Source organism: Microcoleus vaginatus HSN003, assembly GCF_022701255.1.
GTDB classification, from domain to species: Bacteria; Cyanobacteriota; Cyanobacteriia; order Cyanobacteriales; family Microcoleaceae; genus Microcoleus; species Microcoleus vaginatus_B.
The window spans coordinates 2,462,016-2,486,566 of sequence record NZ_CP031705.1; the positions used below are offsets into that span (position 1 = coordinate 2,462,016).

Here is a 24,551-nt window from a genome sequence, read left to right on the forward strand (position 1 = left end):
CTCGTTTAAGAGGAAAAACTTAAATCCTGGGGGTTTGATGGCTGCTTTTACAGTCACCAAAGCTCCGGGATTTTGCATGGTGGGCGATCGACTTTTTAACTCCTATCGTTTCCGGTGGCATCGGAATAATAAAATCGAGTCAACACTTAACACTCAACCCTTCAGTTTTTCGACCCGTCAACAGTCAACAGTCAACAGTCAACAGTCAACAGTCAACAGTCAACAGTCAACAGTCAACAGTCAACAGTCAACAGTCAACAGTCAACAGTCAACAGTCAACAGCCAACAGTCAACAGTCAACAGTCAACAGTCAACAGTCAACAATAATTCCGGTGCAACCGGAATTGATATCAAAGATATTTAACGCCCCATGCCGCGATTAGGAGGCTCCTCGTCGGGGACAGGTAAAGAAGTTGGCCTTAGTTGCCGCTCCAAATACTTGCTCAAAGCGTAAGCGATATCCCCACGACTCATCGGCTTCAAAGGATTAATCTTATTAGTTGCGACATCAACATTAACAAACCCTTCATAAAGTGCAGTAGCTATAGACTTTCTAGCCCAATTAGGAATTTCACCTGCATCGGGATACTTAGCTAAAATTTCGGAAATGGTGGATTCGGGAAACTGAAAAACCCCGTAAGCTTGAGCAAAAATCGCTAAAGCTTCAGCGCGAGTCACCCTTTGATTTGGGAAAAACATTCCGTCCCGATATCCACTCATCGTTCCCGTTTTCAAAGCAGTTTGAATCGCACTGTAAGCCCAGTAACTCTTCGGTACGTCCGGCAATTCCCTATCCGGTTTCTGAGCGGTTTTCCGCCGTTCCAAACCAAAAGTTTTTACTAAAATCATCGCCAAATCAGCGCGACTGACAAGACCCTGAGCATTAAAATTGCCACTGGCATCTTTATTCATCAAGCCTGCACTCACAACGCGGTCGATCGGGTTCATTATTTCTTGAGATTGAACCGCCATAAACACTCCTTCCAGTAGGGCGATCGCCAAAAAAATACTCACTAACCTTTTCACGATTTTAATTATTCCTGTCCCTAAAACAATCATGAAAACAGCAGTAATATTTTTTCCGGTTCCATCGGTATTATTCTGCGGTTTCTGCGGTGCGCTCGATTTGGGGATTATATATTAAAATCCAAGATTTGCTTCCGGCAAAGCGCCCTGCATTTTACCCAACCAATCAATCAAATTATCCAATTGCTTTTGGGCCGTTAAAACCGCCATACCTCGAATAGTAACCTTCCCCTTGCTGTAGACAAAACGAGAGCGCAAATGTTCCGGCAAATTAGCCTTGAGCAAATTCCAAGCAGGCTCCTCCATAGCTGTTTCCAAAACAATGTTCTGCTTATTTTCCGGTTTAATGCGAGAAAAACCGATTTGCTTAGCGATTTGTTTGAGTTCGACCACACGGATAAGTTGCTGGGCTGGAAGAGGAATGGGCCCATAACGATCGCACCAATCAGCCTGAATCTGCTGTAACTCTTCTGGAGTATTAGCAGAAGCCACAGACCGGTAAGCGCTCATCTTTTGATCCAAATCCGCGATGTAATCAGCAGGAATAAACGCTGTCAAAGTGAGATCAATTTGCGCGTCCTCCACTTTCGGAATTTCCTGACCCTTAATTTCGCGAATAGCTTCCTCTAACATTTCCGCATACAAATCAAAACCGATCGCCTCCATTTGACCAGATTGTTCAGTACCCAAAACATCACCCGAACCGCGAATTTCCATATCTCGGACAGCCAACTGATAGCCCGAACCCAACTGGGCGAACTCTTGAATTGCCCGCAACCTCTGCCTTGCAGCATCAGACAGTTGGTTCTGCTTCGGATAAAACAGCCAAGCATGAGCTTGAATCCCCGCGCGTCCCACCCGTCCCCGCAACTGGTAAAGCTGACCCAAACCAAACCGCTGCGCGTCTTCAATTAAAATAGTATTGACTCGCGGAATATCCAAACCCGACTCAATAATCGTCGTACACACCAAAATATCGAAATCTGCCGCACTGAAAGTCAGCATGACCGATTCTAATTCCGAAGCATCCATTTGACCGTGGGCGATCGCAATTCTCGCCCCCGGAACCATCTCCTGCAACTGACCGGCCAACTCATCAATCCCATCAATCCGCGGCACCACGTAAAAAACCTGACCGCCCCTGTCCAACTCTTGACGAATTGCCGATCGCACCGTTTCCGCGTTATAGGGGGCCAAATGCGTCTGAATCGGGCGCCTGCTGGGAGGCGGAGTCGCAATCAAACTCATCTCGCGAATCCCCGACAGCGACATATACAAAGTCCGAGGAATCGGCGTTGCTGTCAAAGTCAGAACATCTACCTCTGTTTTGAGAGCTTTAATCGCTTCCTTTTGCTTAACTCCAAACCGCTGTTCTTCATCCACCACCAACAAGCCCAAATCCCGAAATTTAATCGCTTTGCTCAAAACAGCTTGAGTACCCACAATCACATCTAATTCCCCAGTCGCCAAACGCTTGTGAATCTCCCGGCGCTCGGTTTCCGTGCGAAAGCGATTGAGCAAACCAACTTCGATCGGATAAGGGGAAAAACGCTCCGAGAGCGTGTGATAGTGCTGTTGGGTCAAAATCGTCGTCGGCGCGAGCAAAGCCACCTGCTTGCCCGCCGTAACCGCCTTAAAAATTGCTCTCAGAGCAACTTCTGTCTTACCAAAACCCACATCGCCACAGACCAAGCGATCCATTGGTCGATCGCCCTCCATGTCGCGTTTCACATCCTGAGTTGCCTTCAACTGATCCGGGGTTGGCTGGTAAGCAAAAGAATCCTCTAATTCTTGTTGCCAAGGCATATCCGGAGGAAAAGCGTAACCTGTTTGTTTAGCTCTTTTAGCATAAAGATTCAGCAAATCCACTGCCAATTTCTTAACAGCTTTGCGAACCTTTGTTTTAGTTTTTTCCCAAGTTTGACCTGTCAGCTTGTTTAAATCCGGTACTTTCTCGCCTACAGTCCGAAACCTCGACAAAGCCCCCAACTGATCTGCCGCCACTCTCAGAGTACCGTCAGCGTATTGAATCAGCAAATATTCGCGAGTTTCGCGATCGATCGTCAAACGTTCCAACTTGATAAATTTACCCACTCCATGCTGGCGGTGAACCACATAATCACCAGGGCTTAATTTATTCGGGTCTACTTGCTTAGAAGCAGCGCGTCGGCGCTTACGGACGTAGCTAAAAGTTGCCAGGGAATGCTGACCGTAAAATTCCCGATCGGTAATTAAAACAATCCGAAAAGTCGGCAGAATAAAACCTTCCAATTCGGCCAGCCCGCTGTACTTCAAAGCAACCGGAACGTGCTGCAATTGCAACTTGTCGATCGCCAGATAATCGCGCGGATTCACCACAAACTGAGCCGGACAGTCGTGTTCCGACAGCAGAGAAACCGATCGGCTCGGTTGAGCAGAAACCAGAAAAATTGTAAAACCCCGATCGCGCTCTTCCCTGAGCATTTGAGACAACTTAGCAAATTGGTGAGGCATCACCGGCACAGGCCTAGAAGCCAAATTAATCACAGACGGTAGCTGGTCGCCCTCTGCAGAGCTTTGATTTTTTTTAGTAGTAGACTCTTCTGCTAATTCTGAAAGTTCTAGCCGATCAAAAGCTGCGACATCTGCCATAGATTCAGCAAAAGTGCGGTGTATTTTCGGAACTTTCAAATTAGAAATGGGCAATTTTTCTGTTGCCTCACCAGCAACTGCCGATTCGCGATTGCAATTATTCCACTGTTCCTGTGCATTCTCAAACCAGCGGTCGCTGTGACCTTCGCACCCTTGCGGTTCGTCAACTACAACTAAAGTATTTTCTGGCAAATAATCTAACAAAGATGCAGGTTTTTCAAAAGCCAAACCCAACAGCCTACGGACAAATTTTTCCGCTTTATTTTCCGCTTCATTTTCTGTGTCAACCGACCCTAGCTTGTTAATTTCGTCAAGCTTTTTTTCAGATAAAACTGCTTTAATAATTGTGTTAAAATTAGTAGGAGTTAAAACTAACCGATCGACCTTATCGAGCGATCGCTGGGAAGAGGGATCGAACTCCCGAATTTGCTCCAAATTATCCCCGAACCATTCCAGGCGCACCGGCAACTCGGCCGCTACGGGAAACACATCGACAATATCGCCCCGGCGGCTCCACTGGCCCTCCGTTTCCACCAGATTCACCCGATCGTACCCCATCGATACGAGTTGACGATCCAGTATCTTCGAGTCTTGAACCGCACCTCGCTTCAGCGTCAGACAGTAGGGTTCAAAAGCAGCAGGTGGCGGCAAGTGAGATTGGAGGGCTCTTTCGGTAGCTACAATCGCGATCGGCTTAGAATGGGCGTTTGTTTCTCGTTTCTCAACCAAATCCGCCAGCACCTGCATTTGTCCCCAAGTCATTTCGTTCTCGTCGGAGTAAGATAGCTCGTAGGGCGAAGCCTCCGAAGTTGGGTAAAAATGCACAGTCTGCCAGCCCATAGCCTCCAGCCCTGCCACCCAGCGGCCGGCTTCTTCTAGAGTGGCCGTCACTACCAGTAAACTCCGCCCTTCTTGCTGTGCGAGGGCGGAAGCTACTAAACCTTTGGGCAAGCGAGCGATGCCGTTGAGTTGTAAGCAGCGATGGCGCTTGAGCTTGTTGAGTAGTTCTGTTGCTAGGGGCGATCGCCCCAGGGTACGAATTATTGAAGAGAAAGTCATGCGCTTTTAATTTTAATCCCCGATCGGCGAAGGCTCTTTCCCTTTGCCTGTTAAGGAGATTGTACGACAAACATCCATGATTGTGCCGATCTGCTGTTGACGCCTGGGAACTTAACTGGCGATAGATTTTTGCTCTAATATATCCAGGCTGCGATCGCGATCGAGCCAGTTCCGTTAATCTAGTGACAGGTTTAGAAAAAATTTCGATTTTGCGATCGAGATTCGCAGCTTCCAGACCTCTCCTTTAACCGGGCAGAGCGCTTCGCCGTTACTACCGAAAATTTTAGAAATGTCCCCAAGTACCGATATTCTGATTGTTCTCCTGCTGATTTTCCTCAATGGCTTGTTTGTGATGTCAGAGATGGCCATCATCTCAGTACGGAAGGTGAGACTGCAACAGATGGCCAACCAAGGTTCAACCAATGCCCGCATAGCCTTGGATCTGGCTAATGCCCCCAATCAGTTCTTACCGACAGTTCAAATCGGGATTACGATGCTGGCCATTGTGTCGGGCGCTTTGGGAGAAACGACTGTTTCTAAAAGAGTAGAGCCTTTGTTGCGGCTGATTCCTGCCCTCGCCCCCTACTCTGGGACGATCGCCTCAGTAGTAGCAGTTTTAACCATCACTTATCTGACCCTAATTATCGGCGAACTCGTGCCGAAGCGGCTAGCGCTCAACAACCCGGAGCCGATCGCTTCTAGCGTAGCAATTCCCATGCGAATGCTCTCAAAAATTGGCGCTCCTGCGGTTTATCTGTTGAGTCATTCCACTGACTTAGTGATGCGGATCATGGGGATTGTGCCTTCAACAGAACCGCAAGTTACAGAGGAAGAAATTAAAGTTTTAATAGAGCAAGGGACAGAAGCCGGAACCTTTGAAGAAGCCGAACAAGACATGGTAGAAAGAGTCTTTCGTTTGGGCGATCGGCGAGTCAGCGCCTTAATGACCCCGCGTCCCGATCTTACCTGGCTCGATCTTGATGATTCAGTGGAAGAAAATCGCCAAAAAATGCTTGGCAGCGGTCATTCTCGGTTTCCGGTGTGTCAGGGAGGGCTAGACAACGTTGTCGGTTTAGTACACGTTACTGATATGCTGTCTCGGACTTTAACTGGTCAACCGCTGGATTTAAGCGCTTCTTTACGACGACCGTTATTTGTACCCGAAAGCACGCGAGGTTTAAAAGTATTAGAACTTTTCAAACAATCTAGCAATCAAATTGCCTTGGTGGTAGACGAATACGGCGTGATTCAAGGATTGGTTACAGTCAACGACATTTTAGTCGAACTCGTTGGCGACTTTCCCTCAATAGAAGATGCTGACGAGCCGGAAGCCGTGCAGCGCGAAGACGGTTCTTGGCTGTTAGACGGGATGCTAGCAGTCGAAGATTTTTTTGAGCTGTTTGGAATCGAAGAATTGTCAGCAGAACACAAAGGAAGTTACCACACAATGGGCGGCTTTGTGATTACACATTTGGGCAAAATCCCCACAGCAGCCGAGCATTTTGAGTGGAACGGTTTGCGCGTGGAAGTGGTGGATATGGACGGCAACCGAGTTGATAAAATCTTGGTAATGCCGATCGACTCAGGGGGCGATCGACCTAGAACCCAACCAAAAACCTAAAATTTAAACTCAGCGGTAAGGTGCGCTAGGCGCACCCTACATCAACCATTCAGCGGATATTTCCGACCTACTTCTTTTTGCTTCTAGCCTCATCTTTCCGCAAAGATTCCAGAATAGAACGACCTACATAATTGCTAAAAACCACCTCTCCAGCTTGATTGTAGTGGCAGCAGCTATCTACATAAACAGCCTCTTTAGTCTTGTCAAAAACATTGACAGCATTCACTAGAGTGATATTATTTTTTTCCAAATTAGGAAACTTTTTGAAAAGAGCCGGGTATCCAATTTGTACAGATTTAGCATAAGGAGTCTCCTTGTTAAAAGCAATCTGCTTTTCTGCTTCACCAAACTCCCTTTTCGTCTGATAATATTGATTAGGCTGAAGAACATGAAAATAAGGTACATTACTAGCAGACAGGACTTTGTGCATAAAAATTGAACTTTTTGCCCAATTCACGGCCATTTCTTCATAAGCTAGTGAATCCTGTAAAACCGACTTATTAGTATTGATATAAATAACGCTGTCACTGTCATTTTTTTGTTGGTTAGTCCGTTGTTCTTCAAACTTAAGAACATCTGTTCTATAGTTATTTACTAGATGTTGAACGTAAACAGAAGTCAAAGCATTGCACGCAGCTAAAGAGCAGTTTTGCAAGCTTGACAAACCCTGATTAATCCGAGTTTTATTTTCTTGAATTCTGAGAGTGGCTTCCATAGCCTTAGTAGAAAGGCTATTATTCGCGAAGTTAGCCAGCGGCCAAATATGCTGAATGCTTGGCATCGCCAAATCGACTTTATTTTTATTGTTTAAATTTGAAAGTGCTACTTCATTAAAACCATCTATATTAACGACCATATCTAATTCTTGACCTAAAGCCAAAAAGTAGTTTAAAATCAATAATTGCTGCGGCTGTTTATAGCCTCCCGTCGCAAAAGACAAAATTACAAATTCTTTATCTTTTAAGCCGGGCAACTGTTTGAGGTATTTAGGTAAAATCTGATTTTGAACTTGAAATATTGCATAATCGGAAGCCACAGAACCGCCAAAAACTCCGATAAAAAACTGATTTTTTTTAGTCTTTTTTAGAGGGTAATCGTAAGGAGAAATAAACCCATAATTATTGACTTTAAAACCAGGTCGAAAATCAGCGCTGGGTTGTTGAATAAACCCAAAAAAAGGATGAAACCTTTCGACAATAGACTGCTTCAGTCGCACTCCTTCTAAATTAATTCCTAAATTCGACTTATTTTGCGTATTTTCTCTAGTATAAAAAAATTGCTTGTGCTTGACAAAATACCATCCCAAGGAACCGAGTTCCAGGAAAACCAGTAAAAGCGCTAAGTTAATCAAAGCAATTTTTAGAAATTCATGTCCTTTTGTGAGGACTTTTAAATCTTTCATAAACCTCTATTTCGACTCCCTGATTACTTTAATAATAGAACGGGAAACATAATTTGCCAATAGTTCTTCTCCCACTGCATTATAGTGGCAGCAGGCATCTCTGTAAACCGTCTCTTTTGTATTGTCTAAAATATTCACTGCGTTAAAAACATTAACCCCAGCTTTTTGCAAATCATCGACTTTGGACAAAAGCACCGGATAACCTTTTTTTACCCCTTCAATGTAAGGACTCTCTTTGTTAATCGCGATTTCGTTTTCCTTGGCAGTAAAGACTCGCTTAGTGGCATAATACTGGTTGGGCTGGATAAAGTGCAAATACTTAATCTTTCTACTTGATAAAATTTGATTCATCCCGATCGACGATTGAGACCACATCGATGCCATTTTGTCAAAAGCAGCGCCATCCTCTAAAACAGAGTCAGCTTTAGGAATGTACACTATACTGGTATTTGCCGTGTCTGAGTTGGATTGTTGGACTTGCGTATCGTACTTGACAACGGCTTGCTGATAATTGTTGATTAATTGTTTCACCTGTAGCGAGGTAACAGCGTGACACAAAGCAAGCTGACAAGTTTGCAATTTGTCAATACCTGCTTTCAACTGTTTTTTGTTTTCGTTAATTTGTACGATCGAACTCATCACTTCCGGTGACACGTTAGTGCTCGCTAAACCTGTTAACGGCTGTATGTGCTGAACGCTGGGCATTCCTATTTCTACTCGGGCTTTGCTATTTAAATTTGACAGTGCTACTTCGTTAAAACCGTCAATATTGATGACTAAATCTAACTCTTGACCCAAAGCCAGAAAGTAATTTAAAATTAGTAATTGTTGGGGCTGTTTGTAGCCGCCGTTGCCAAAATTTAAAACCACAATTTCGCGCTGGGCCAATTCTGGATAACTCTGCAATTTTTTAGACAAGATTTGATTTTTATATTCATCTACTGCAAAATTGTTTGCAACTGAACCGCCAAAAACTCCGATAATAAATTGTTTTTTATTGGTTTTAATAAACGGATATTCGTAGAGGGAAAAAAAGCCGTGTCTGTTGACTTGTAACTTTAATTTTTTATTGGTAAAAGCACCGGGCTTGAGAACGTAGCCAAAAAACGGGTGCAGTCTTTCTACGATTGATTCATCTACTCTAATTCCGAGCCGTTCAATATCTTCTACTACTTGTTCTTTACCTTTAGTTCTGGTATAAAAGAACTGCTTTTGTTTTATAAAATAAAAAGCGAGCGACAAAGCTTCGAGGCAAATAAAGGCGATCGCCAAATTAACCGCGATTAGAATTAATATATTTTTGCCTTTTTTCAACGCCGTTGAATCTTTCATGAAATTTGACTGATTACGGTTGTTTTTTGGGGACTTGAGACTGCTTCAAATTTTCGCACACATTTCGGTTAATCAGGATACTAGCCAGCCGGTGTCCGAGTTCATTCCAGTGACCCCCACAGGGTACAGAATTCTCAAAACCGTGGGCGCAGACTTGATATTTTTCAGTGTAATCTTGGATCTGTTCGGATAAATTTAGTACCCGAAAACCCTCGCGTGCGCCCAATTTTTCCAGCCGCCTATCGGGATAAAACAAATCCTGAATGTTGTTCTTTGTCATAAAATTTTTTCGCTTCTCGGCCTCCGGTCTAACTTGCACCGGATCTCCGATCGTCACAACTAAGAACTCAGCATTTTTCTGAACAACTTCATCCCGCATAGTCACAATCAAACCCTCTGTCACCCTCCACGCCTCTTGCCAAGCTGCATCCTGAGGTTCCTTGAGGTTGTAGGTACTTAAGTGGGTAAAATCATCCGATAACTCGCGCTTTTTCCGCTCTAAGTCTACTTTTTTAATGACCTGCAAAATGCGCGAATTGTTGACGAGCAAACTGGGCATCCGGTCTACGAAGGAAACTGCTCTTTCGTTGCGGTCGATCGGCGCCAGATTGCGAAAAGACATATCCGGTACTAACTTGCCACTAGCATCATAACTAAAAAATGGTCGGTAGCGATCGTATTCCAATTGCGGCGAATTGTTAATTATATCATTACCAATAAAAAAAGCAAGAATTACAATATCAGGACTGTAATCCCACACTTTTTTTCGCAGCATCATCAATTGTTGAGCAGTGCTGTAGCCCTGCACCCCGAAATTCATGACCTCAACCTTTTTGCGTCCCTTAACAGCTTCGCAGTTGCCTAACTTTCGTTCCAATTTTGACCAGAAAGTTTGTTCGACAGGTACGTGAATTGCTTCGGTAAAAGAATCGCCCAAAACCGCAACGCGCAAAGTATTTGGAGGTTTTGCTTTTGTATGTTCACGATCGCGCAAACCCTCGCTATTCACCTGCACCAAACTCGCACCTTCCCCATTCCACTCACCCGAGGCACCCGGTTTCAGCTTCCAGCCCAAATTCGGATCGGAAGTGTGGAAACCAGTTGGCGCCGAGTCTACGAAATCTCCTATTTTTGGATAGCCTTCAATCTTGGCCACCCGCAATCCAATTTCACCAATTACCACCCCCATAAACAAACCGCCGAGTGTCAAACCTAAATTGACACCCAAATTTTTCAACTTGCTCATTATTTCAAAACAGCGTGTAAATAAACGGAGCAATCACAGAACCCTGACTCAATACAATCAAAGCTCCTAAAAAGACTAAAGTCACAATTAACGGCAACATCCAATACTTTTGGCGTTCTTTCATAAACGCCCACAAATCTTTGAGAAAATCTAAAGTTGCTTCAAACACTTAGAAAGGACGCTCCATACTAACTTTTGTTCTTGCTTTACTTGGGATGCGGTAACTATCCATTTTCGGATTGAGTTTTCGCCGCATTGCATCTTCGCCGAAAATATTTTTGATTACTCCCATCGGCCAAACTATCAGGTAAAAAACTATCCCTAGGATGAGCGGCGTTTGGATTTTGTGGAGGAGCAGTCCAAACCGCATCCATGCGTGATAAACGGGATTCAGCGATTTCGGCGCAACCAATCCTAGCACGATTAGCACGGCGCCGATGGCCCAGGGCGCCCAAGGTAGAGAATGCCGCCGCAGTAAAGGTACTGCTAAACCGAAGATCACTGGAATCAAGCTGCCAATTAGCAGCCCGAAATCGCGCAAGCCTTTTTTGTCGAGTTTTTTAATTTCGTCGCTCATTAGAAATGGGGAATTGGGAATTGGGAATGGGGAATTGGGAATTAGTTATTAGTTATTCGTTCCCACAAATAACTAATAACTAATGACTAATGACTAATCTAGTTCAAATTCATTTTTCCAAGCATCATCTTGTTTCCAAGGAATTTGTTCGGACTTGGGAAGCAAGTAATTTTCCAAAACCAGATAGTCCATTTCGGTTCGCATGAAACAGCGGTAAGCATCCTCTGGAGTGCAAACAATGGGTTCGCCTCGGACGTTGAAAGAAGTATTTACCACAATAGAACAGCCCGATCGCTTTTCAAAATGGCTGATTAAGTCATAGTAGCGAGGATTGGTTTCTTTGTGAACAGTTTGAATGCGAGCCGAGTAATCGACGTGGGTGACAGCCGGAATCTCCGATCGCGGAATGTTGAGCTTTTCAATGCCAAACAACTGCTCTTGTTCGGGAGTCATCGGAATACGGAGACTGGACTTGACAGGTGCTACCAATAGCATATAAGGGCTAGAATGGTCCATCTCGAAATAATCCGCAACTCGTTCGGCTAAGATTGACGGCGCAAAAGGTCGAAATGATTCCCGATATTTAATTTTCAGGTTCATCACGGACTGCATTTTAGCACTGCGGGGATCGCCAATGATCGATCGACCACCCAGAGCCCGCGGGCCAAATTCCATCCGCCCTTGGAACCATCCCACCACATTTCCCTGTTCCAAAATTTCCGCCAACTGCGGCATTAATTGGGCATCGTCCAATCGGTGATAGCTGGCTTTGACAGCATCCAAATATTCGAGAATTTCTGCGTCACTAAACTTCGGGCCCAAATAAGAGCCTCGCATTTGGTCATGACAAGTTAAATGAGCAACCGACTTCGCCACAGTTGCCACCGCTTGGTTTACAGTGAGAATTTCAGTCCTCTCCTCTACCGCTGCCACAGTTGCCACCGCTTGGGTTGTAGTGAGAACTTCAGTCCTCTCCTCTAACGCTGCGTTTGTAGTGATAAGTTCAGTCTTGAGGGATTCTATACTATTTGGTGTTGAGTTCGCGCTCACAGTGCGAGTTTGTTCGCAATACTGATACCAAATCGCTAAAGCCGCGCCCAAAGCACCGCCAGCATCTCCCGCCGCCGGCTGAATCCAAATATCTTTGAAAATACCTTCCCGCAAGAGTCTGCCGTTAGCAACGCAGTTGAGAGCAACGCCGCCGGCCATACAAAGATAATCGACATTCAATTCTTTTTTAACTGTTCTGCAAAGTCGCAAAACAACTTCTTCGGTAACAACTTGAATGGAAGCGGCAATATCCATTTCCCGCTGAGTCAATTTTCCTTCAGCTTGACGCGGCGGCCCTTCAAACAGTTCGTCAAACTTCTTATTTGTCATGGTTAAGCCAACTGTATAGTTGAAATAATCCATGTTCAAACGAAAAGTTCCGTCATCTTTGAGGTCGATTAAATAGTTAAGAATCTTGTCTACATACTTGGGTTCGCCGTAAGGAGCTAAACCCATGAGTTTGTATTCACCAGAGTTGACTTTGAAGCCGGTGTAATAGGTGAAAGCTGAATAAAGCAAGCCCAAGGAGTGGGGAAAATCGATTTCCCACTGAGGTGTAAGTTCGTTACCGTCTCCCAACCAAACTGAGGTTGTTGCCCACTCGCCCACGCCGTCGAGGCACAAAACGGCGGCTTTTTGAAACGGGCTGGGGAAAAATGCCGATGCTGCGTGGGATTGGTGGTGCTCGGTAAATAGCAGAGATGGCAGTTTATTCGTTTTGCAGTTTGCTATTGCTGCCAGATCTCTTTTGAGCATGGTTTTGAGGTAAAGCTTTTCTTTGAGCCATATCGGCATGGCTGCTAGGAAAGAGCGAAAACCTTGGGGTGCGTAGGCTAAATAGGTTTCGAGAAGGCGCTCGAATTTGACTAAAGGTTTGTCGTAAAAGACTATTCGATCGAGTTCCCGCAAATCTATTTTTGCTTCTTTCAGGCAATAAGCGATCGCATTCTTGGGAAATCTGGCGTCGTGCTTTTTGCGGGAAAATCTCTCTTCCTGCGCTGCGGCAATAATTTCTCCGTCGCGAACTAAGGCTGCGGCGCTGTCGTGATAGTACGCCGAGATTCCAAGTATGTTCATCCCTCTCCTCACAAATCGCAATGCGTCTGGATCTGACTGTTTAACTGTTGGGGGTCTGGGCGGCTAGAAGTCCTCCCGCCAAATCGAAGATTTCGCGTTGGGATACGCGGACACCCCAGGTCAATTATAGAACCCATTTGAGATCTTTTGACGATCGCCCTTCATGTGATACCACTTTTTTAAAGTTATGACAGACTTTTGCAACAGGGAAAGGTGGATATTTACAATGTCTTGTCCTCCTCGATCTCTATCGGATCTTTAGAAAAATGGTATGAGATCGACTCAGCCACGGGCGATCGACTCAGCCACGGGCGATCGACATCCAATTGCCCCAAGGAAAGAGAGTGATGCAGTTTCAACCAAAACGGGGAAGGGTTGTTGGTTGTCTCTGCTTACTGAATTAATGTAAAATTACCTTTTAACTTGAAGGCTTTCCCCGTATCGGCATCTAAGGCCCAAGCTTTTATTGTTCCCGCTTTTGGGGGAATTTGATTAGCCAAGATAACTTTTTCCCAACCTGACTTGGAGTAGGCTTTGTTTCCTAACACTTTAGCAATATCTTGTCTGTTGAGTTCCACCGAAGCGATCGCAAATATAATTGATTCGCCGTGTTGATTTTCGTATGTCAAAATTACTCCATCTGCTGGCTTGACTTTTTCCGGCAAAATAGCCCATCCTCTCACCGCGTACTTATCTTTACCCACAGGTTCCATGCTATTCAACCAGCCATAATCTACTCCCGCTACTTTCTGGCCTTTAATCTCTTGTATTTTGTTACTGGTTGCTAATTTTGGCTGTAAAAATCCCATGCGGTTCAAGATGTTTGCTCTTGCTTTCATGATGTTCAATAGGGTAGCTTGTACTTGTTTATCGTTGGGCTCGTTCCACAGCCATATCAAGCAATTATCTGTATTCACGACGTTGACGAACGTTAAACAAGTTTTTCCTCGGTTACGAGCAACCTGGCTTTCGCCCATCTGGTCGATGCCATAGCCAATCGCGATTCCATGCAACAATATAAAGAGGGTTAGCACCGATGACAGCACTCGGTTTAACGTTAGATTATGCCGCGTTAAAAGTCCTCTCGCTGCGGCGTCCTCCCAAACAATGGTTATTAAGTAAATCAGAGGAATCGCTAAATAAACCGCAAACGTTGCATATCTAGAAGAGAGAGATTGTTTTACACCAAACCCAACGCGACCGGAGGCTGTAATCGCAGCGCTGATAATGGTATATCCGGCGATCGCTAACCAACCTAATGTACGATTGATGAGATTTTTCTGCTCTCTAAATTTCCCTATATAAACACAACAAATTATCAAACTTCCAACTAAAATTACACCCACAATTGTGGCAATGGTTAAGTTACCTCCAGCCAACGGCGCACCCAAGAACGCTAAAAAGTAGTTCAGTGCTTTCACTGGATGCAAAACTCCCTCTGCAAAGCTAGGACTAGCAGGTGGCTTTTTGTAGTTATAAAAATAAAAGTAAACAACTACATTAGAAACAAATCCAACTAGCCCCGCGCCAATTAACCATTTCTCCCTCATTAAATCTTTCCAGTTTTGGAACTTAGCGAGGGCAAACACTGGAAAAACGATTGCCCAGCATAGCAGCCCATTCGCATAGGAAAAAGTCGCCACGGTTGATAAAATAATGCCAATTAAAACCTGAGTTCTGAGACTTAAATTTGAGTAAGCGACTAAAATACAGGCAACGATACAAGTAATCGGCACGAAAACAACAACTTGAATCCCCCACAACCAATTTTCTTGCTGACTGGGTGAAAAGATAAGTAAATTCGCCAGAAAAGCGAGTAAAATCAATTTGGTCGAACTTCCCCCAACGGTCAGCCGACTTAAACGGTACAGACTGAACGAGATAAAACAGGCAAGAATAAACGACACCAACATCTGATATCTGACATCCCAACCTGTGAGGTAAGCTAACCCGATAAACAAAATTCGGGGAAATAATTTCCGACTTTCGTTATGCTGAGAAATTAAGTCTTGAAACGTCAAAGACCCGGCATAGATTTTCTCAAACATCTCAGCCATAAACCATTCATCCCAATTGGGAACGTTAACGCTGTATTTTAAAATTAGAATTCCCGTCAAACCAGCGGGAATAATTGCCAGCCCAAACGCGAGAATTTGCCAAATATTTGCACGCCACTTTGAAAGTTTCATGGGTAAGTTATAATTCCTTTATTCTTCAAACCCAATTTTTTCTCTGATTATGTAGTAAGGACGTTGTTTGACCTCATCATAAATCCGACCGATGTATTCACCGATGATGCCTAAAGACACCAACTGAATGCCACCTAAAAAGAAAGTGGTCGTTAAACCGTGATCCCAAGATAGCAACTCTTGCCGCAAAACAAACTTATAATACAGTCCAACGAGGCCAATGATAAAAGATGCGCTCGCAAAAGTCAAGCCCAAGAAAATCGAAATTTTCAATGGAATGGTGGAAAATGAAAATATTCCATCAAAAGCAAGCTGGATTAACTTCAACAACGTCACTCTTGGTTCACCTTTATATCGCGGTCCCCGTTCGACCACAATTCCTGTTTGTTTAAACCCGGCAAACGCTCTTAAACCGCTGATATATTTATTGCGTTCTGGCATACTGCGAAGCGCCAAAATCACTTTTCGATCGATTAAGGAAAAAATGCCCGCATCTAAAGCAACTGGAATTCCCGATAACCTATTTTGAATCCAATAAAATACCTTAAAAGCCCATCGTTTCAGCCATTTTTCCTTTCTTTTTTCCCTAATGGCATAGACCACATCGTATCCTTCTTGCCATTTTTCTACAAAGTTTAAAATGGCTTCCGGAGAGTCTTGTAAATCTCCATCCATCAGGACAACTGCGTTGCCGTTTGCCTGGTCAATTCCTGCCGATAAAGCACACTGATGACCAAAGTTTCGCGATAAATTTATTATCTTAATTTCCGGATATTTTTGGTTCAGCTCGATTAAAATTTCTAGGGAAGAATCTTTGCTGCCATCGTTGATAAAGATGACCTCGCTAGACCCTTCTAATTGCCCCATAACGTTGTGCAATCGTTTCCATAACTCCCCAAGAGTTTCTTCTTCATTAAAAATCGGTATCACCACTGAATAATCTGCACCCATCATCGACTTCCTCACCACAGGGATTTTCACGCTAATCCCAATAATATATAGCGGATTGCAGCCGCATGAGGTAGACCTTCGTTTGTATAGAACAATACTCCGGACTGTTTTGGCAACGATACTACAAGCTTTACAGGGCAAGGATCATAAAAAAGTCGAATTAAATGCCGCGTCAGGGGTGGAGCTGACATTGATTTAATTATCCACAGTGGCTCAAAGTCAAGCGAGAATAAGCCATTGGGCCATATAAAAACTGTCCGGACTATTGATAGAACCCATTTGAGATCTTTTAACGATCGGCCACGGCGGGCGATCGCCTCATAGCGGTCGATCGACTCATACCGGTGGATGGTTAACATTGACCTACCTAATTGTTTATACGCCCTTTCTTTCACATTTTGGCACAAAATGCAAGGGCTAATTGAGAATGGTGCAAGATCTCAGTTTAAACGATCGCCTGGACAGATTTTCAAGTTGGTTGTCCCCCATCAAGTGGGGTTTTAGACCCAAGTTTTTGATAACCTGTTTACCAGCAGTTTTTTGCCCCAAGCCTTAGCGCCTGGAAATCCGCCGTCCCCAAGCCCTGAAGTACGTGGCCACGGGAAATTGATAAAATTCACCGATCAACCATAGCACAATGCCTAAGTGGGACAAAAAAGCTAAGCCTGTCCAAGCTGCGGGCAGCCACGACAAGCGGCTGCCGGGAACCGGGGGAAAATAGTAAGCTGAAAGTCCCAGCAAGGTAGTGGGAAGGAAAATTAGACCAAAAGCCGCTGCCAAGTAGGGCCATCCAAATTCTACGCCTTCGAGGTGGGCTCCTATCCACCGTTTACCGTTCCAGTGCCAACTTACGGGCGGTTGGCGATCGGCCATTTGGAGCGATTGTCTTTCAACGCTTGCGGTATAAATGTGCTGGCAGAAGTTGCAAGCTAGGGCGTCCATCATCGGCATGGTAGAAATTTGACCGGTGCGGCACACGGGACAGGGATATGTATCTTGAGGGTTGAAAGGTCGGGTTGATTTTTTGAAAGTCTGCATGGATCAGGCTGTTTGTCAAGATATTGAGCGATCTTAACAAAGTACAGAGATTATGGGTTGGCTGAGGGCGGTTTTTGTATCTAGATTGTTGGTGATTTAACAGGTTTTTTCACGCTTACGGGCCCCACGGGTTAATGCGGGTTGATATTAGACCTCTCCAATAATTATTATTGTGGAACAGGCATCCTGCCTGTTCAAGACTGGCAATTCTTGCGATGTCTATTGAAGGATTCGGATTAATTGCGGTGATTGTTGCTGTAGCGAATTCTGGCTCCGGCCCAGTGAAGTTTTTCCCTCAAAGTGTTGTAATAAGAATAGTTTTCCCGCAAAATGATAAACTTGGCTTCGCAGTCTGCCCTCCGCACGTCTACGCGCTGTCCTGGCCAAATTGCAGTACCCAAAATGCCGTCTGTCCAGAGTTTGGTACTGAGTTCGTAATCTGCTAAAGGCCAAATGCTGACGACTGAACCGGGCGGCAGGACGATCGCCCGACTGGATAAACTCAAAGGGCAAATCGGAGTAACTGCGATCGCCTCCATTCCCGAGTGCATAATCGGCCCATTGGCAGATGCGGTGTAGCAAGTCGAACCGGTGGGAGTTGCCACAATTAAACCATCGCCTTGATATTGATCGACTACTTCGCCGTCAACTTCCATTTCTAGAATACAGCTCGGCATTCGATCGGCTGAAGCAGGTTTGACACACATTTCATTTAGTGCCAAAAATCGATCGCTTTGGGGTTCGAGATTGCTTCTGTTTCCCTCAAAAACTGTTGCTTGCAACATCATCCGCTTCTGCACGGCATACCTGTCTTCCGAAAGTCTGTCCCAAATCTCCTCAGTATTTTGGAAATCCTCAAAAGACTCGGTTAAAAAACCCAGATGTCCCCCCACATTCGCTGCCAAAATCGGGATGCCATCAGCCGCCAAATTCCGCGCCGCAGCTAGGGCCGTACCGTCGCCCCCCAGCACCACCGCGAAATCAATTGGGCTGTTACTAGAAGCTAAAAACACCGGATATGGGTTATCTTTCGGGCCACTGGGCCCCATTAAAACCTGACACCCGCGACTTTCTAATTGGCGGGCACACTGTTCTGCCCACCGCTGGCTGAGGGTATCTCTGGCTTTGTGGGCGATAATTACTTGTTTTAGTTGCACAACCTATCGATTTTAGATTTTAGATTTTGGATTTTAGATTATTAGACATCTCCCATAATTCTTGTGGAACAGGCATCCTGGCTGTTCAAAACCTGCTTTTTAGGAGATGTCTATTAGATTTTAGACTGAATTGCCGCGACCGGGACGATCGCACTGTACTCGGAAATTATGTCGATGCCACAGGACATCTCCCCTCGGAGACTCTCCCTCTGGTTTATAGCAATTCCAAAAAGTAATGCAATTGTTGGAAAACTCCAAACCCTTATCTCATCAGACATCTCCAATAATTATTGTGGAACAGGCATCCTGCCTGTTCTTGACAGGCTTTTTGGGAGATGTCTATCTGTCATTCCTAATTCTTTAATCGAAAATCGAAAATCGAAAATCGAAAATGGTATTATCCCTCGCTGCGCCTGGATTTGGGCCGTGGCCAGATAATGCTGGAATCGGCCGCGAGTAGACTAGAAACTGCGATCGCCCCAAAGCGGTTAAGGTGGCTGGGGTCAACAAAATAGTCATTGCGGCCGGGCCACCGCTGCGAAAAGTCGCGGAAAGCGAAGCCTTTTTGCCGCGAGAGTTGCTGCATTCGCTGCCGGAACTGCTGTTCGGCGCGCAGACGAGTTCCGTCTAAGTAGTCGTTGGTGAGGGGCAAATTGACGAAAATCAGGGGTATTTTGCGAGCTTTGGTAAATGCTACAACTGAATTAAAGGCTGTTGCTTGTTTGCCTCCGAGATTGAAGTTTTCGTAGTCGCGATCGTACTGGCCTGAAACGTAAGCGCGTTCTCGATAATAAGTGTTGGGATTGTACTTGGCCGACATAGCCATGAATCCGTTGGAGTCGATCGAATATGTCAATTGGTTGACTTGCCTCATTGCTACTGTTGTCCGTCGCGAGACTGGAATCAATTGTGCTTTTTGAGTTGCTGCATCCGCTGCGATCGGTTTTAACTCATATCTGGCAGCATTTGAGGCAGCGGGCAGGATGCCCGTTCCACTGGACAGGAATTTGATTGGGGGGTGGGTGTCAGCAACGGGCAAGATGCCCGTTCCACTAGAGGTGTCAGCAACGGGCAAGATGCCCGTTCCACTGGACAGGAATTTGATTGGGGGGTGGCTGTCTTGCCCGCTTAAAGGTCGATGGACAGATGCCTGTACTCTGCGGAAAGTTTTGTTAGCGCAGGGCTGCGGGAATCTGTAACACAGCGGAATCACATTCGGTTCATCCGACGGCAGTTCGGGGCGAACGCCTAGGGCTAAAAGTTGGCTGCCTTCAGAATCGACGATCGAATTAAAAGTGCGATCGTCCCGGCCGCTGTTAAATCCCCGCACACCGTCTGCCCAGATAATCATTTGAGGCAAATGACCGGGCTTCAAAAGCCGGCGTAGTTGAAAGTCAACTACTTGTGCAGTTGCGCCATTGACTGAAAAGTTAAATACTTTTAAGCCCGGACGGCCCCTTTGGGCCAAAGAGTGTTTTAGCTGTTTGGGATCAACGCCCTGCAATGCGCGGGAACTGCCGACAATCAAAACATCTGGTGGGCCGACCGCAGCAACGTAGGATAGGTAAAGTTCGAGTTGTTCGTTGAGCAAATCGCTGCTGAAGCTGACTGTACTGGCTTGCGATCTGATTGCACTCGCTTGCTGCTGGGAATAAACCAGGTTTCTCATGTACTCGATTACTTTTTTCTCAGCAAACGCCCGTCTGGGACTGCCGGGGGGAACGGCTTGCATCCAGGCGACGGCCTGCACCCACAGGGCGGCTACTTCGTCCCAGTCTTGTTTTGAATTGGCTGATTGAGCCAAATTAGAAGCTTGGGTCGCAAAGTTAACCGACTCCGTGAAGCCATCGTTTTGGGGGCATGAAGCAACGCTGAGGGGTTTTTTGGATTTGTTGAGGTTTTGAGCTAACAGAGAGGTTGGGGACTGCGCTAGGACTGCGGATTCGATCGAACCCGATGGCGCTGCGGTGTTGGGCGGCTTCGTTGACGAACATCCCAAAGTTAAGGCTAGCAAGGTGGTTGCGGCGCAGGTACGTTTGAGGATGCTGGTGCTGATGCTAGCAATGTAGCGGCGAATCATAAAGCTTTCAGCGATCGCGAAACATTACTAGATATTACCGCAAGCGGCCATTCCTCTGCTGCGGCGATCGTGACGTTTTGAGTATTTATGTATGGGATTCGATGACAGCTTCGGCTTGCAGGGCGATCGACCTCAATTTATCCAATGTATCCTGCTTCGCACTCTGCCACAACCCCCGCTGACGAGCTTCTAGCAATCTTTCCGCCATATCTCGCAGCGCCCAAGGATTGTTTTCTTGAATAAATGTCTGCACTTTCTCATCAAAAATGTAAGCCTCTGCGATTCCTTCATACATAAAATCCTCTACACAATTTGCCGTAGCATCATAAGCAAACAAAAAATCAACAGTTGCTGCAATTTCAAACGCGCCTTTATAACCGTGTCGCATTGCACCTTCTATCCATTTGGGATTCACAGCCCTACTGCGATAAACCCGTGCAATTTCTTCTCTCAGTTGCCGCACTTTCGGATTTTCAGGAATTGAATTATCTCCGAAATAGGTTTCAGGATTTTTGCCTTGCAAATTGCGAATTGCGGCCGTCATTCCCCCTTGGAATTGATAATAATCGTCGGAGTCGAGGATGTCGTGTTCGCGGTTGTCTTGGTTTTGCAGAACTATTTGCATTTGGCCGAGGCGTTTTTCAAATGCTTCGGGTGCAGAAGATCCCCATTCACTCTGTTTAACTCCTGCTACATCTCCCGGCAAATTTGAGGAACTAGAGGAGGTATAGGCGTAACTGCTCCAATTAATGTAAGCTTTTGCTAAATCGCTGTCGTCTGTCCAGTTTTGAGCTTCAATTATGCCTTGAAGTCCTGCGCCGTAAGCACCTGGTTTTGAGCCAAAGACTCGAAATTGCGATCGCCCTTGGGCCTCTTCCTGACTCAAACCTGTAGATTCCCAATACAAAATCTCTTCCTTAACTTGTGCGGCTAAAGGATTGTTTTCTGGCGATTCGTCTAAATCTGCCACAGCTTTTACCGCACTGTCAAACAAATCAATTAAATTAAAAAAAGCATCGCGGAAAAACCCAGAAATCCGCAAAGTAACATCAACGCGCGGCCTTCCCAAAACAGAAACTGGCAATATTTCAAAATCTACAACCCGCCGCGAAGGCCCATCCCAAACTGGTTGAACTCCTATCAGGGCCAAGGCTTCGGCGATGTCGTCTCCCCCCGTCCGCATGGTGGATGTTCCCCACACTGACAAACCCAAAGTTTTAGGATATTCGCCATTTTCTTGGGTGTATCTTTCGATTAAAGTTTCAGCAGCAACTCGGCCAACTCTCCAGGCGGTTTCTGTGGGAATGGCCCGGATATCTACTGAGTAAAAATTGCGACCAGTGGGCAATACATCTGGTCTGCCGCGAGTGGGCGCGCCGGATGCGCCGCTTGGTATGTGCCGCCCATCTAGTCCGCGCAAAAGGTTGGTAATTTCTTGGTTTGTTTGGAGGAGTGAAGGTAAAAGATAGTTATTTATCCAGTCTAATTCTTGTTGGGTTGCTTCTCCTATGTGGATATTTTTATTCGCAGATGAACGCGGATAAACGGAGATGTTTTTAATTAAATCATCTACTAATTCTGCGGCTTTTTCTTCGAGTTCTGCTGTTAAATCGCCTGCTGTGCGGTGCTGAATAATCGATGTTGGATCGCAGGTTAAGGGGTCAAAATCGTAGCCTGAGTCTTCTGCTAGGGCGCGGGTTATGCCCGATCGCCCGTTGGTAGGATGGCGGGCGATCGCAATTATCAAATCGCGCAATTGTCTACCTTCGGGACACTGCCCGAAAATGTGCAATCCGTCGCGAATTTGGGATTCTTTGAGTTCGCAAAGATAGCCATCGGTACGGGTGATAAATTCTGTAAATTCGGATTTATTTAGTTGTATTCCTAACTCTCGATCCAAGTTTTCTTTGTTGGTGAGGGCGAGAATGCGATCGCGAATCATCGGCAATCTGGACGGATCTAAACTTTGGGCTTCGCAATATTCGTCGATTAAGGTTTCCAACTGCTGCAAAGGCCCGTAGAGTTCGGCGCGAGTCATCGGCGGTGTCAGGTGGTCGATTATCACGGCTTGCGATCGTCTTTTTGCTTGGGAACCTTCCCCCGGATCGTTGACAATGAAGGGATAAAAATTCGGCATCGCGCCTAAAGCTACTTCTGGATAACATTTGTTAGACAATGCTATGCTTTTACCAGGAAGCCATTCTAAATTGCCGTGTTTTCCGGCATGAATTATGGCGTCAATTCCCAACTTTTCTCGCAGCCAATAATAGTAAGCTAGATAATTGTGAGTAGGTTCTAAATCCGGTGCGTGATAATTTAAGGCGGGGTCAAGTTCATATCCCCGCGATGGTTGAATTCCTACAAATACATTACCGAACTGAATCCCGGGAATCGCAAAAGACGTATTGTTACTTATAAAGTCTTGTGCATAGCTTCCCGGAAGCCCCCATCTTTTACAAATCCCATCTTGCGCTTCCTGCGGCAAAGTAGCAAAATATTCTTCATATTCTGCCAAATCCAAAGATTGATGAACAGGCCGCAATTCGCGTCCTTCCGGGTCATTTGTCACGCCCGAAGTCAGGAGTTCAATTAACTCGTTGCCACTAGCGGGGATATTTTCAATTTGATAGCCAGCTTGCTGCATAGCTTTGAGGATTTCGACACAGCTAGCGGGCGTATCTAAGCCGACACCGTTGGCTAAGCGGGCGTTGCGGGTGGGGTAATTTGCTAAAATTATGGCGATGCGTCGGTTGGCGGCTGGGGTTTGTTTCATTTTCACCCAATTCGCGGTTAAATCTGCTACAAATGAAATGCGATCGCCCGCTGCTACATAGCCTACTACATCGGTTTCTAATTCGCTATTCCAAGTCTGTACGGCTTTAAAAGAAACAGCCCTAGTAATGATTTTGCCGTCTACTTCCGGCAATGCTACATTCATCGCCACATCGCGGGGAGAAAGTCCTTGTAATTCAGTTTCCCACTGTTCCAAACCGCCGCCGCTGAAGATTGCTTGCAATACGGGAACGTCTAAGGATTTTAAGCTGTTTTGTTCGGGTTCTTGGCTGCTGAAACCGGAGACTGCAAAGCTGGTGGTGTTGAGCAATAATTGAATGGGTTCTGATTCTTTAGGTTGAAAATAGTCCAGCAATTCTATTTGCAAATCTGGTTCCCGCAAAGAAGACACAAAGACGGGAAGTGGTACTAAGTTTCGCTCTGCTAGAGCTTGACAAAGTGCATCTATTGGTGCTAAGTTTCCTGATAAGTAATGAGCTCGATAAAATAAGATTCCGACTTTAGCTAGAGTTGGTAAAGCCGGAGATCCCCCCCAGCCCCCCTTAATAAGGGGGGAGCAAGAAGTTGTCAAAGTCCCCCTTCTTAAGGGGGATTTAGGGAGATCTGAATCTGGTTGTAAAGTTGCAAAACACGCCCCCGCTTCTCCGCCGCATTCGTAAATTCCGACGCGGGAAACTGTTTGAGGTAGAGGCGGATTATAAGCAGTTTTCAAGCAAGTATCGGCGGCAAATTTTAGTGCATTAACAAAGTTTTGGACTCCGCCTTCTGTGAAGTAGCGCCACAGTTGATTGACTGCTGACAGCGATACATTGGAATGGCTGATCAAATCGGGATCTGGACTGTCTTCCCCCGGCATTACAATCAGTGATGCGTTAGTTTTCTGCACAGTTTCCCGCAGAATTTCTAACCCGTAAGACCAATAAGAACGCCCCCCTAACAGTCTTAAGATTATGACCTCTGCGCGTTCTAAAACTTCCTCGGCATAAGTATCAATTGTTAGTTGTTGCTGCAACTGAAGCAGGTTTACTGCGCGCACTTTGGGGAATGCTGCCGGCATTTTGGATGCCGCCGCTGCGAGAGTTTGAATGTCGGTATCAGCAGCACTAATAAATACTATTGGTGCTGGGGTTTGCTGAATAAAAATTACTCCTTCTGCTTGAGGGTTCCAACCTCCGGGTGTGGCGGCTATTTTGTGCATTAATTTTTTTTATCTTAATAAATAGTGAGAGAAAGTGCGATCGCCTTGAGTATAACATGACTTATACATCAATAGAGTCGAGGACGTGTTTCCAACCCAGAAATCCCCGCCCAATCGAGAGAAG

At 45.6% G+C, this 24,551-nt stretch carries 16 protein-coding genes; 2 read left to right on the top strand and 14 right to left on the bottom strand.

Annotation, left to right across the window (positions count from 1 at the left end):
- The first annotated feature begins 37 nt into the window (after positions 1-37).
- Positions 38-364 carry a hypothetical protein gene (locus tag D0A37_RS10535; RefSeq protein WP_242723931.1) on the top strand — a complete coding sequence of 109 codons (327 nt, stop codon included), beginning with the start codon at positions 38-40 and terminating at the stop codon, positions 362-364.
- Here D0A37_RS10535 and D0A37_RS10540 read toward each other — a convergent pair.
- Both D0A37_RS10540 and mfd read right to left on the bottom strand, forming a co-directional pair.
- The gene (locus D0A37_RS10540; RefSeq protein ID WP_445242516.1) at positions 361-1,026 is read right to left on the bottom strand and encodes an S-layer homology domain-containing protein; all 666 of its coding nucleotides are present in this window, start codon (positions 1,024-1,026) and stop codon (positions 361-363) included. The two genes, D0A37_RS10535 and D0A37_RS10540, sit on opposite strands and share 4 nt — an antisense overlap.
- A 114-nt stretch (positions 1,027-1,140) precedes the next feature.
- Entirely contained in the window at positions 1,141-4,716 is a 3,576-nt protein-coding gene (mfd, locus tag D0A37_RS10545; RefSeq protein ID WP_242723942.1) for a transcription-repair coupling factor, read from the bottom strand.
- Positions 4,717-5,005: 289 nt separating this feature from the next.
- Between mfd and D0A37_RS10550 the strand changes: the two genes are divergently transcribed.
- Complete coding sequence (locus tag D0A37_RS10550; RefSeq protein ID WP_242723943.1) at positions 5,006-6,337, top strand: hemolysin family protein; 1,332 nt, start codon at positions 5,006-5,008, stop codon at positions 6,335-6,337.
- 67 nt (positions 6,338-6,404) lie between these two features.
- Here the strand turns inward: D0A37_RS10550 and D0A37_RS10555 are convergent, their stop codons facing one another.
- The 12 genes from D0A37_RS10555 to cobN all read right to left on the bottom strand — a co-directional run bounded on the left by D0A37_RS10555 (position 6,405) and on the right by cobN (position 24,427).
- The gene (locus D0A37_RS10555; protein WP_242723944.1) at positions 6,405-7,739 is read right to left on the bottom strand and encodes a hypothetical protein; all 1,335 of its coding nucleotides are present in this window, start codon (positions 7,737-7,739) and stop codon (positions 6,405-6,407) included.
- Positions 7,740-7,745: 6 nt separating this feature from the next.
- On the bottom strand, positions 7,746-9,071 hold the full coding sequence (locus D0A37_RS10560; RefSeq protein WP_242723946.1) for a hypothetical protein: 1,326 nt from the start codon (positions 9,069-9,071) through the stop codon (positions 7,746-7,748).
- A gap of 13 nt (positions 9,072-9,084) precedes the next feature.
- On the bottom strand, positions 9,085-10,317 hold the full coding sequence (locus D0A37_RS10565) for an SGNH/GDSL hydrolase family protein (RefSeq protein ID WP_242723949.1): 1,233 nt from the start codon (positions 10,315-10,317) through the stop codon (positions 9,085-9,087).
- A 4-nt stretch (positions 10,318-10,321) separates the two neighbouring features.
- A complete protein-coding gene (locus tag D0A37_RS10570; RefSeq protein ID WP_006634651.1) occupies positions 10,322-10,486 on the bottom strand; it encodes a DUF5989 family protein in 165 nt (54 codons plus the stop codon).
- Complete coding sequence (locus D0A37_RS10575; protein WP_242723950.1) at positions 10,487-10,894, bottom strand: SxtJ family membrane protein; 408 nt, start codon at positions 10,892-10,894, stop codon at positions 10,487-10,489.
- A 93-nt stretch (positions 10,895-10,987) separates the two neighbouring features.
- Positions 10,988-13,021, bottom strand: a complete 2,034-nt coding sequence (locus D0A37_RS10580) for a carbamoyltransferase family protein (RefSeq protein ID WP_242723951.1) — start codon at positions 13,019-13,021, stop codon at positions 10,988-10,990.
- Between the two features lie 392 nt (positions 13,022-13,413).
- Positions 13,414-15,210, bottom strand: coding sequence for a hypothetical protein (locus D0A37_RS10585; RefSeq protein WP_242723953.1), 1,797 nt, complete (start codon positions 15,208-15,210; stop codon positions 13,414-13,416).
- An 18-nt stretch (positions 15,211-15,228) separates the two neighbouring features.
- Positions 15,229-16,164 carry a glycosyltransferase family 2 protein gene (locus D0A37_RS10590; RefSeq protein ID WP_242723955.1) on the bottom strand — a complete coding sequence of 312 codons (936 nt, stop codon included), beginning with the start codon at positions 16,162-16,164 and terminating at the stop codon, positions 15,229-15,231.
- Between the two features lie 549 nt (positions 16,165-16,713).
- Complete coding sequence (locus tag D0A37_RS10595; protein WP_242723960.1) at positions 16,714-17,199, bottom strand: hypothetical protein; 486 nt, start codon at positions 17,197-17,199, stop codon at positions 16,714-16,716.
- 236 nt (positions 17,200-17,435) lie between these two features.
- Positions 17,436-18,356, bottom strand: coding sequence for an NAD(+) kinase (locus tag D0A37_RS10600; RefSeq protein ID WP_242723962.1), 921 nt, complete (start codon positions 18,354-18,356; stop codon positions 17,436-17,438).
- Between the two features lie 397 nt (positions 18,357-18,753).
- Entirely contained in the window at positions 18,754-20,436 is a 1,683-nt protein-coding gene (locus D0A37_RS10605) for a DUF1574 domain-containing protein (RefSeq protein ID WP_242723963.1), read from the bottom strand.
- Between the two features lie 85 nt (positions 20,437-20,521).
- Positions 20,522-24,427, bottom strand: a complete 3,906-nt coding sequence (gene cobN / locus D0A37_RS10610) for a cobaltochelatase subunit CobN (protein ID WP_242723966.1) — start codon at positions 24,425-24,427, stop codon at positions 20,522-20,524.
- Between the last annotated feature and the right edge of the window lie 124 nt (positions 24,428-24,551).